The organism is Immundisolibacter sp. (assembly GCF_028696615.1).
GTDB lineage: Bacteria > Pseudomonadota > Gammaproteobacteria > Immundisolibacterales > Immundisolibacteraceae > Immundisolibacter.
Window position 1 is genome coordinate 1 of sequence record NZ_JAQVGQ010000095.1, and the last position, 9381, is coordinate 9381.

Below are 9381 nucleotides of genomic sequence, written 5' to 3' on the forward strand. Positions count from 1 at the left end.
CCGCGGCTTCGACACGCTGGGCGAGATCAGCGTGCTGGGCCTGGCGGCGCTGATCGTGTATGCGGTCATGCGCCAGCTGCGCTGGCCGCCGATCGGCGACGCCGGCCGCACCGCCGACCGCCACCCGCTGCTGCTGCGGCTGTTGGCCGGCCTGCTGCTGCCGCTGGGCGGGATGGTGGCGCTGTACCTGCTGCTGCGCGGGCACAACCTGCCCGGCGGCGGCTTCATCGCCGGCCTGATGCTGGCGCTGGCGCTGCTGGTGCAGTACCTGGCGCACGGCCGCGCCTGGGTGCGCCAGCGCTCATCGGAACGCTTCGAGCAGTGGATCGCCGCCGGCCTGGCGCTGGCGCTGGCCACCGGGGCGGCGGCCTGGCTGTTCGGCCGTCCGTTCCTGACCAGCGCCGCCGGCCACCCGCGGCTGCCGGTGCTGGGCGAGGTGCCGCTGGCCAGCGCCATGGCCTTCGATCTGGGCGTGTTCGCGGTGGTGGTGGGCGCCACCTTGCTGGCGCTGCTCGGCCTCGCCGGCCGCCGGCCACGGGAGACGGACTGATGTCGCTCGAATTGCTGTTGTCGCTCGGCGTGGGGCTGCTGGTAGCCTGCGGCGTGTACCTGGTGCTGCGCGCGCGCAGTTTCGACCTGATCCTGGGTCTGACGCTGCTGTCGTATGCCGTGAACGTGTTTTTGTTCGCCAGCGGCCGGCTGGCGGTGAACCGCGCGCCGATCGTCGGCGACGGGCCGGCCACGCTGGCCGACTACGCCGACCCGCTACCGCAGGCGCTGGTGCTGACGGCCATCGTGATCGGTTTCGGCATGACCGCGCTGCTGACGGCGGTGGCGGTCGGCGCCAGGCGCAAGGCCGGTGACGACCACGTCGACGCCGGCCGGCCGGAGGAGCCATGACGCACTGGCTGATCGCACCGATCGTGCTGCCGCTGGCGACCGCCGCCGCGCTGTTGGCGCTCGGCCGCCGGCGGCCGGCCTGGCAATTGCCGGTCAACCTGCTGGCCACGGCGGCGCTGGTGGCGATCAGCGGCGGCCTGTTGGCGCTGGCCGACGACGGCCTGGTGCAGGTGTACCGGCTCGGCGACTGGCCGGCGCCGTTCGGTATCGTGCTGGCGCTCGACCGCCTGGCGGGGCTGCTGCTGGCGCTGACCGCCGGACTGGCGCTGGTCGCGCTGCTGGCGGCAGCGCCGCGCTGGCACCGGCGCGGGGCGTTCTTTCACCCCGTGTTTCAGGTGCAACTGGCGGGACTGGCGGGCGCGTTTCTGACCGGCGATCTGTTCAACCTGTTCGTGTTTTTCGAGGTGCTGCTGATCGCCTCCTACGGCTTGCTGCTGCACGGCGGCGGCAAGGCGCGCCTGCACGCCGGCCTGCATTACGTGACGCTGAACCTGGTCGGTTCGGCGCTGTTCCTGCTGGCGCTCGGCCTGCTGTATGGCGCGCTCGGCACGCTGAACATGGCCGACCTGGCGGTCAAGGCGGCACAGGCGGCGGACGCCGACCTGGCCCTGCTGCACAACGCCGGCCTGTTGCTGCTGGTGGTGTTCGGGCTCAAGGCGGCGGTGCTGCCGCTCGGCCTGTGGCTGCCGACCACCTACAGCGCCGCCAGCGCGCCGGTGGCGGCGCTGTTCGCCATCATGACCAAGGTCGGCATCTACGCCATCGTGCGCGTGTTCTCGCTGATTTTCGTCGGCGAGCGGCTGGCGCTGGCGCAGCCGCTGCTGCTGGCGCTCGGGCTGTTCACGGTGGTGGCGGCCAGCCTGGGCGCGCTGGCCGCCGGCAGCCTGGCGCGCCTGGCCGGTTACCTGACGCTGGTGTCGGCCGGCACGCTGCTGGCGACGCTCGGCCTGGCGACGCCCGGCGCGCTCGGCGCGGCGCTCTACTACCTGCCGCAGTCCACGCTGGCCGTGGCGGCGCTGTTCTTGCTGACCGAACTGGTCGCCCGCCAGCGCGGCGCGCTTCGCGACACGCTCAAGCCCGGACCGGCGCCACGCCAAACGGCGCTGCTGGGCGGCCTGTTCCTGCTGGCGGCGGTGACCCTGGCGGGGCTGCCGCCGCTGTCGGGCTTCGTCGGCAAGCTGCTGATCCTGCGCAGCGCGATCGACCAGCCGGGCGCCGCCGCGCTGTGGGCGGTGCTGCTGCTATCGGGTCTGTTGCTGGTGGTCGCCTTCAGCCGCGCCGGCAGCCAGCTGTTCTGGAAGGTGTCACCGGCTCTGCCCGGCGCGCGGCATTCGGCGCTGGCACTGCTGCCGGCCGGCCTGTTGCTGGCCGCCTGCCTGGCGCTGGCACTGGCGGCCGCGCCGGTGCAGCGCCTGACCGAGGCCACTGCCGCCCAACTGCACGCACCCGCCGCCTACGTGCAGGCGGTGCTGGGCGGCCAGCCGGCGCCGGCGCCATGAAGCGCCTGTTGCCCCAACCGCTGCTCAGCGCCAGCCTGCTGGCGCTGTGGCTGCTGCTGAACAACTCGCTGACGCCGGCGCAGCTGCTGCTCGGCGCGCTGCTGGCCTGGCTGCTGCCGGCCATCACGGCACCGTTCTGGCCGCAGCCGGTGCGCCTGCGCCGGCCGCTGCTGGCGCTGCGGCTGCTGGCGCGGGTGCTGGTGGATATCGTGGTCGCCAACCTGGAGGTGGCGCGGCGCATTCTGGGGCCCGAGTCGGCCCTCACGCCGTGCTTCGTGTGGGTGCCGCTCGACATCGGCCAGCCGTGGGGCATCGCCGCCCTGGCCGGCATCATCACGCTGACGCCGGGCACGGTATCGGCGCAGCTGACCGCCGATCGGCGTTTCCTGCTGGTGCATGCCTTGAACGAAACCGATCCGCAAGCCTTGGTGGCGACCATCAAAGCCCGTTACGAGCGCCCGCTGATGGAGATTTTCACGTGACCGCGGTCGACACCGCCCTGCCCTGGGCGGCCGGCATGCTGGTGCTGGCCATGTTGTTGAACCTGTGGCGGATGCTGCGCGGACCGGACCTGCCGGACCGCATCCTGGCGCTCGACACGATCTATATCAACGCCCTGGCGCTGGTCATGCTGCTGGGGATTCGCTTTCGCAGCAGCCTGTACTTCGAGGTGGCGCTGGTGATCGCGGCGCTCGGCTTCATTGGCACGGTGGTGCTGGCGCGCCACGTGCTGCGCGGGGAGAGCATCGAATGAGCGCCGCGCTCGATTACCTGATCGCCGCGCTGCTGCTGATCGGCGGCGGCTTCGCGCTGCTGGGGTCGTTTGGCCTGGCGCGCTTTGGTGATTTTTACAAACGCCTGCACGGGCCGACCAAGGCCACCACGCTCGGCGTGGGCTGCATCCTGATCGGCTCGGTGCTGACGCACAGCCGGCTGCGGCCGGGACTGAGCGTGCACGAGCTGTTGATCACGGTGTTTTTGTTCATCAGCGCGCCGGTCAGTGCCCATTTGCTGATCAAGGCGGCGCTGCACCGGGACCGGCAAAACCCGCCGCCGCCCGAGCCGCGACGAGGTGGGGAGCCGCCGAACAGCGGCGCACCCCCGCGGCGCGCGCCATGAAGCAGGGGCACGTCATGGATTCATGCCGGGCATTGCAACCCGGGCCGGGCCGCCCACTGCTCGGCGTAAAATCCGGCGCCCATCCGATCTCCCGCAGGACCTGCCCGTGACCACCTCCCGCAAGCTCGGCCAGCGCGGCCTCGACAAGGTGTCGCGCATTCCGGTCAAGGTGGAGCCGGTCGGCGCCCCGCTGCGCAAGCCGGACTGGCTGCGCGTGCGCCTGCCGGCGAGCCCGAACTTCCAGCGCGTGAAAACGCTGCTGCGTAGCAACGCCCTGCACACGGTGTGCGAGGAAGCGTCCTGCCCCAACATCGGCGAGTGCTTCAGCAAGGGCACCGCCACGTTCATGATCATGGGCCACAAGTGCACGCGCCGCTGCCCGTTCTGCGACGTGGCGCACGGCGCCCCGGACCCGCTGGACCAGACCGAACCCGCGCACCTGGCCGATGCCGTGGCGACGCTGGGCCTCAAGTACGTCGTCATCACGTCGGTGGACCGGGACGACCTGCCGGACCGCGGCGCCGGGCACTTCGCCGCCTGCATCCGCGCCGTGCGCGAGCGCTCGCCGGCCACCACCATCGAGGTGCTGGTGCCGGACTTTCGCCACCGCATCGACGTGGCGCTCGAGATTCTGGCCAGCGCGCCGCCGGACGTGTTCAACCACAACATCGAGACCGTACCGCGCCTGTACGCCGCCGCCCGGCCGGGCGCCGACTACGCGGGCTCGCTGGAATTGCTGAAGCGCTGCAAGGCACTGCTGCCGGATCTGCCGACCAAGTCCGGCCTGATGCTGGGCCTTGGCGAGACCGACGACGAAGTGCTGGCGGTGATGGCGGACCTGCGCGCGCACGGCGTCGACATGCTGACCATCGGCCAGTACCTCGCGCCCTCGCCGCACCACCTGCCGGTGCGCCGCTACGTGCCGCCGGAAACGTTCGCGGAGCTGGCCGCGCGCGGGCGCGCGATGGGCTTTGTGAACGTCGCCAGCGGCCCGCTGGTGCGCTCGTCCTACCACGCCGACCTGCAGGCCGCCGGCCACGCCGTAGCCTGAGATGGAGTTCTACGCCGTCAAAACGCTGGCGGCGCTGCTGAAACCGCCCGGCCTTCTGGCGCTGCTGCTGATCGGCGTCGCGCTGCTCGCCCGCCGCCGGCCGCGGCTGGCACGCGGCATCGGCCTTGCCGGGGCGGCGCTGGTGTCGGTGTTGTCCTGCGGACGCGTGGCCGATGCGCTGCTCGATTCGCTGAGCCGCTACCCGCCGCTTGGCGCCCAAGGTCTGCGCACGGCGCAGGCCATCGTCATCCTCGGCGCCGGGGCGCAGCGTGATCTTGCGGACTACGGCGGGGGCACGGTGTCGGCGCTCACGCTCGAACGCCTGCGCTACGGTGCGCTGCTGGCCAAGGAAAGCGGCCTGCCGGTGCTGGTCACCGATGGGGCACTGGAAGGCCGTCAGCCTGGCGCCGCGTACATGGCCGAGACCCTGCTCGACTGGGGCGTGCGGGCGCGCTGGGTGGAAGGCAGCGCGCTGACCACCTACGACAACGCCCGCTACGCGCGCGACCTGCTGGCGGCAGGCGGCATCGACCGCATCGCACTGGTCAGCCACGCCTGGCACCTGCCGCGGGCGGTGGCGATTTTCGAGCGCGTCGGCTTCACGGTGCTGCCGGCACCGACACTGGTGCCGGCGGCTCGGCGCTTCGATGCGCTCGACTGGCTGCCCGACGCGCCGGCGCTCGCGCGCTCGGCAATCGCGCTGCACGAGTACCTCGGCGGCGCCTGGTACCACCTGCGTTACCGCCGCCCATGACGGTTCCGGTGCAACCCGCCGCCACCGTGGCGCCGCTGCGCGACGGCCCGCACGGACTCGAGGTGCTGCTGCTCAAGCGCAGCCCGACGCTGGTGTTCGCGCCGGGCGCGTGGGTGTTTCCGGGCGGCCGCGTGGACCCGGCCGATCACCGCCAGGGCGCCGATCGCGCGCCGCGTCTGGCCGCGGTGCGCGAGGCGGCCGAGGAAGCCGGCCTGCTGCTCGACCCCGACGCGCTGGTGGAAGTGGCCCACTGGACCACGCCGCCCGGGCAACCGCGCCGCTACGCGACGTGGTTTTTCGTGGCCGACGCCAACCGCTGCGGCGGCGTGCGCGTCGACGGCTCGGAAGCCGTCGATTACCGCTGGCTGACCCCGGCCGACGCGCTCGCCGCCGGGCGCCAGCACGAGCTCACGCTGATCCGGCCGACCATCGCCACGCTGACCGAACTGCTGGATTTTCCCGACGTGGCAACGGTGCTGGCGGGCTTTGCCGCCCGCCGCGCCACCCATCACCTGCCCCGCCCGTGAGCGCGGTCCGGCCCGCCGTCACTTGCCGCCGGGCTTGGGCGCCGGCGTGGACTGCCAGGCGGTGAGCTTCCAGGCGCCCGCCTCCTGCACGTAGACGGCGGTGTAGAGCACCTCGGCCTCGAGCGGCTTGCCGTCCAGCACCACCGCCACGCGGTTGCTGCCGGTCAGCAGCGCCACCTGCGGCGCGAGCACCCGCACCTGCCGCTCGAGCGGCGTGATGTTGACGTATTTCATGGCGCCGCCGACGGCGGACTGCACGTAGGCCGCGCGGTCCTGGGTGAGGCCATTGGCGTGCACGTAGTGCAGCTCCTGCGCCAGCGTGGCGTCGAGCGCCGAGCGGTCGGCGGCGATCAGCGCCGCCAGGCGCGCGCCGTCCGCGGCCAGCACGTCCTCCGCGGTGTCCGCAAACGCGCTGGCACCGCATAGCAGCGCCAGCGCAAAGCCGAGCGCGCGCGCCATCACGCGGCCCTCGGCAGGCGCACGAGCGCGAGCAGCGCCAGCGCGGTGGTGATGCCTTCGTAAATCGCGGCGCCCGGATTGGCGCCAGCCGGGCCGTGCATGCCCATGGCGATGCAGCGCGTGAGCACCAGGCCACCCATCACCAGGGCGATGGCCACCAGTCCCGGCCGGGTCCAATCCCGCCGCGACCCGGCCAGCAGACAGAACAGCCCGAAACCGGCCTGCAGTCCGCCGTACATGGCGCGGATTTCAACCATGCCCGCAGCCGCCTCGAGGCCGTAGCCGGTAAAGCGACCGGCAACCTCCACCGGGTACAGAAAACACGCAATGGCATAGCCGAAAAAGGAAATGCCGGTCACGATGAGCACGAATCTTGCCAAGGCCATCTGCATCCTCCTCCCTGTTGGAAATGCCGAAAAATTCCGTCCCTGGATTTTTTCAGCTCGCCGCGGCGCGGCTCACGCCTTGCTGATGCCGGGGCATCCTGCCCCGGGCGACCAGCACTGAACAAATCGGCGCTTCTGAATGCCTGGGCTACCGCCTCAGTTACGGTAACCCGAGTCGTGGCGGTCCAGCCAACGCATCGTCTTTGCCTGCTTTCGCGTCGACTACCACTGGCGCGCCAAGTCGGACGCGTTTTTCGGCCACTACCGGCACACGCTGCGGCGCCACGGCGACGACTGGCGCATCGCGCGCCAGAAGATCAGCGTGCTGAACGATTACATCCCCACCCTGCTCGACTTTTATCTGGTGTAAGCCCATGAGTGCAGTCCTCAAAACGCCTTTTTGCGAGCGGCTCGGCATCGAGCTGCCGGTGGTGCTGGCCGGCATGGGTGGCGTGTCGTGGCCGAAGCTGGTAGCCGCCGTCAGCAACGCCGGCGGGCTAGGCGTGTACGGCGCCGCGGGCCTCGAACCCGAGCAGATCCGCGCGCACATCCGCGAGATCAAATCGCTCACCGACAAACCGTGGGCGCTCGATCTTTTGGTGCCGATGCCGGGCGTGTTCGATGCGCAGATCGACGTGATGCTGGAAGAAGGCTGCCCGATCTTCCTGTCCGCGCTCGGCGTGCCGACCGAGCTGTTGCCGCGGCTGCGCGATGCCGGCATGAAGATCGGCGCCATGGTCGGCGCGCCCAAGCACGCCAAGAAAGTGGCCGCCGCCGGGGTCGACTTCATGGTCGCCCAGGGCACCGATGCCGGCGGGCACACCGGCAACATCGGCACCTTCAGTCTGATTCCGCAGGTAGTGGCGGTGGCCGGCGACACGCCGGTGCTGGCGGCGGGCGGCATTGCGCACGGCAGCCAGCTGGTGGCGGCGCTCGCCATGGGCGCGCAGGGCGTGGTGATGGGCACGCGCTTCATCGCCAGCGACGAGGCGCACGCGCTCGATTCGTGGAAGCAGCGCATCGTCGCCGCCGAGGCCAGCGACACCACGCTCACGCGCTGCTACAGCGGGAAACAAATGCGCGGCTTTCGCAACCAGTACACCGACTCCTGGGTCGGGCGCGAGGCCGAGATCCTGCCCTTCCCGCAGCAGATGGAGGTGTCGCTGCGCGAGGGCGTGCTCGACATGTTCGGCACCAGCGACGATCCCGACCGCGGCTGCCTGCCGACCGGCCAGAGCTGCGGCGGCGTGCACGACGTGAGGCCCGCCGCCGCCATCGTGCGCGATTTCATGGCCGAGGCCGAAGCGGCACTACGGAAGCTCAGGCCCGTCTAGCGTTACCGCCCGAGGCAGGATGCCGCGGCGTGAATGAAGGGCAGAACCCCTCGATTCGCGCCGCGCGACCGCCTATTCCGATTTCGGCGCCAGCGACAAGGGCCGGCTGAACACCAGCGGCGGCGGCTCGTCCTTATCCTTGGGTTGTTCCTTGAGGGCGAATTTCTGTGCGTCCTTGGCCAACTGCGCCGCCGCACCGTCCTCGTCGAGCTTGATCAGCAGGCGCAGATCGTTCGGCGAGTCGGCGTTGGCGATCGCCTCTTCGTAGCTGATGGCGCCTTCCTTGTACAGCGCGAACAGCGCCTGGTCGAACGTGCGCATGCCAAGCTCGTTCGAACGCGCCATGACCGGCCTGATCTCGTGGATGGCACCCTTGCGTATCAGATCGCTGATGAGCGGACTGGCCAGCATCACCTCCACCGCCGCCCGCCGGCTCTTGCCGTCCACGGTCGGCAGCAGGCGCTGCGAGACGATGGCCTTGAGGTTCAGCGACAGATCCAGAAACAACTGCTGACGCCGCTCCTCCGGAAAGAAATTGATGATGCGGTCCAGCGCCTGGTTGGCATTGTTGGCGTGCAGCGTGGCCAGGCACAGGTGGCCGGTCTCGGCAAACGCGATGGCGTGCTCCATGGTCTCGCGGGTACGGATCTCGCCGATCAGGATCACGTCCGGCGCCTGACGCAGGGAGTTCTTGAGCGCGTCTTCGAAGGTCAAGGTGTCCACGCCCACCTCGCGCTGGGTGACGATGCAGCCGGCGTGGTCGTGCAGGTACTCGATCGGGTCTTCGATGGTGATGATGTGACCGGTGCTGTTGCGGTTGCGGTAGCCCACCATGGCCGCCAGTGTGGTCGACTTGCCGGTGCCGGTGCCGCCCACAATCAGCGCCAGGCCGCGCTTGATCATGGCGATGTCGCGCAGCACCAACGGCACTTGCAGTTCTTCCAGGGTCGGAATCTTGGTTTCGATCTTGCGCACCACCATGCCGACGCTGCCGCGCTGGACGAAGGCACTGACCCGAAAGCGCCCGATGCCGCGCGCCGAGATGGCGAACTGGCACTCGAAGGTGTTCTCGAGCTGTGTGCGCTGGCGCTCGTTCATGACGCTGTAGCACAGGTCACGCGCCTGCTCGGCGCTGAACTTCCCCTCACAGGCCGGGCGTATCACGCCGTGGGTCTTGATGCTGGGCGCCACCCCGGCGGTCACGAACAGGTCAGACGCGTTCTGCTCGACCATCATCTGCAGCAGGGTGGCGAAATCGATCACGGCGGACTCCGGGGTCGGATGGGGACCGTCAGCGGAACAGATCCTTGTTGACGGCGCGCGCGGCGGCGTCTTCGCGGCTGATCTTGCGG

14 protein-coding genes are annotated in these 9381 nt (G+C 70.4%); 11 read left to right on the forward strand and 3 right to left on the reverse strand.

The window, feature by feature from the left end; all coding sequences use genetic code 11:
- The 9 genes from mbhE to PHC73_RS07800 all read left to right on the forward strand — a co-directional run.
- A partial coding sequence (gene mbhE / locus PHC73_RS07760; RefSeq protein ID WP_300126444.1) for a hydrogen gas-evolving membrane-bound hydrogenase subunit E occupies window positions 1-550 on the forward strand: 550 nt, incomplete at its 5' end.
- A complete protein-coding gene (locus tag PHC73_RS07765) occupies window positions 550-900 on the forward strand; it encodes a Na+/H+ antiporter subunit C (protein WP_300126446.1) in 351 nt (116 codons plus the stop codon). The genes mbhE and PHC73_RS07765, both read left to right, overlap by 1 nt.
- Entirely contained in the window at window positions 897-2399 is a 1503-nt protein-coding gene (locus PHC73_RS07770; protein ID WP_300126448.1) for a monovalent cation/H+ antiporter subunit D, read from the forward strand. Before PHC73_RS07765 ends, PHC73_RS07770 begins: the two co-directional genes overlap by 4 nt.
- Window positions 2396-2881: a Na+/H+ antiporter subunit E gene (locus PHC73_RS07775; protein WP_300126450.1), complete on the forward strand. Its 486-nt coding sequence runs from the start codon at window positions 2396-2398 to the stop codon at window positions 2879-2881. Before PHC73_RS07770 ends, PHC73_RS07775 begins: the two co-directional genes overlap by 4 nt.
- A gap of 35 nt (window positions 2882-2916) precedes the next feature.
- Window positions 2917-3153 (forward strand): K+/H+ antiporter subunit F, encoded by a 237-nt coding sequence (locus PHC73_RS07780; protein WP_366949830.1) that lies wholly within the window; start codon window positions 2917-2919, stop codon window positions 3151-3153.
- The gene (locus PHC73_RS07785; protein ID WP_300126454.1) at window positions 3150-3518 is read left to right on the forward strand and encodes a Na+/H+ antiporter subunit G; all 369 of its coding nucleotides are present in this window, start codon (window positions 3150-3152) and stop codon (window positions 3516-3518) included. The genes PHC73_RS07780 and PHC73_RS07785 overlap by 4 nt, the downstream gene beginning before the upstream one ends.
- Before the next feature lie 106 nt (window positions 3519-3624).
- On the forward strand, window positions 3625-4569 hold the full coding sequence (lipA, locus tag PHC73_RS07790) for a lipoyl synthase (RefSeq protein WP_300126456.1): 945 nt from the start codon (window positions 3625-3627) through the stop codon (window positions 4567-4569).
- Window position 4570: 1 nt separating this feature from the next.
- Window positions 4571-5323 carry a YdcF family protein gene (locus tag PHC73_RS07795; RefSeq protein ID WP_300126458.1) on the forward strand — a complete coding sequence of 251 codons (753 nt, stop codon included), beginning with the start codon at window positions 4571-4573 and terminating at the stop codon, window positions 5321-5323.
- Between the two features lie 8 nt (window positions 5324-5331).
- Window positions 5332-5850, forward strand: coding sequence for an NUDIX domain-containing protein (locus PHC73_RS07800; RefSeq protein ID WP_300126460.1), 519 nt, complete (start codon window positions 5332-5334; stop codon window positions 5848-5850).
- 18 nt (window positions 5851-5868) lie between these two features.
- Here PHC73_RS07800 and PHC73_RS07805 read toward each other — a convergent pair whose 3' ends face one another.
- Together PHC73_RS07805 and PHC73_RS07810 are read right to left on the reverse strand one after the other, a co-directional pair.
- A complete protein-coding gene (locus tag PHC73_RS07805) occupies window positions 5869-6309 on the reverse strand; it encodes a nuclear transport factor 2 family protein (protein ID WP_300126462.1) in 441 nt (146 codons plus the stop codon).
- Window positions 6309-6695 (reverse strand): DUF4345 family protein, encoded by a 387-nt coding sequence (locus PHC73_RS07810; protein WP_300126464.1) that lies wholly within the window; start codon window positions 6693-6695, stop codon window positions 6309-6311. The genes PHC73_RS07805 and PHC73_RS07810 overlap by 1 nt, the downstream gene beginning before the upstream one ends.
- Window positions 6696-6891: 196 nt before the next feature.
- Here PHC73_RS07810 and PHC73_RS13965 point away from each other — a divergent pair, with 196 nt between their 5' ends.
- Together PHC73_RS13965 and PHC73_RS07815 are read left to right on the forward strand one after the other, a co-directional pair.
- A complete protein-coding gene (locus PHC73_RS13965) occupies window positions 6892-7065 on the forward strand; it encodes an aromatic-ring-hydroxylating dioxygenase subunit beta (protein WP_366949831.1) in 174 nt (57 codons plus the stop codon).
- 4 nt (window positions 7066-7069) lie between these two features.
- Entirely contained in the window at window positions 7070-8029 is a 960-nt protein-coding gene (locus tag PHC73_RS07815) for a nitronate monooxygenase (protein WP_300126466.1), read from the forward strand.
- 72 nt (window positions 8030-8101) lie between these two features.
- Here the strand turns inward: PHC73_RS07815 and PHC73_RS07820 are convergent, their stop codons facing one another.
- Entirely contained in the window at window positions 8102-9289 is a 1188-nt protein-coding gene (locus PHC73_RS07820; protein ID WP_366949832.1) for a PilT/PilU family type 4a pilus ATPase, read from the reverse strand.
- Window positions 9290-9381: the final 92 nt, after the last annotated feature.

Bases quoted from the DNA above. Each gene is read 5' to 3' on its own strand.
- PHC73_RS07765 (WP_300126446.1), top strand. From the start codon at position 550: ATGTCGCTCGAATTGCTGTTGTCGCTCGGCGTGGGGCTGCTGGTAGCC.
- PHC73_RS07770 (WP_300126448.1), top strand. From the start codon at position 897: ATGACGCACTGGCTGATCGCACCGATCGTGCTGCCGCTGGCGACCGCC.
- PHC73_RS07775 (WP_300126450.1), top strand. From the start codon at position 2,396: ATGAAGCGCCTGTTGCCCCAACCGCTGCTCAGCGCCAGCCTGCTGGCG.
- PHC73_RS07780 (WP_366949830.1), top strand. From the start codon at position 2,917: ATGCTGGTGCTGGCCATGTTGTTGAACCTGTGGCGGATGCTGCGCGGA.
- PHC73_RS07785 (WP_300126454.1), top strand. From the start codon at position 3,150: ATGAGCGCCGCGCTCGATTACCTGATCGCCGCGCTGCTGCTGATCGGC.
- PHC73_RS07795 (WP_300126458.1), top strand. From the start codon at position 4,571: ATGGAGTTCTACGCCGTCAAAACGCTGGCGGCGCTGCTGAAACCGCCC.
- PHC73_RS07805 (WP_300126462.1), bottom strand. From the start codon at position 6,309: ATGGCGCGCGCGCTCGGCTTTGCGCTGGCGCTGCTATGCGGTGCCAGC.
- PHC73_RS07810 (WP_300126464.1), bottom strand. From the start codon at position 6,695: ATGGCCTTGGCAAGATTCGTGCTCATCGTGACCGGCATTTCCTTTTTC.
- PHC73_RS07815 (WP_300126466.1), top strand. From the start codon at position 7,070: ATGAGTGCAGTCCTCAAAACGCCTTTTTGCGAGCGGCTCGGCATCGAG.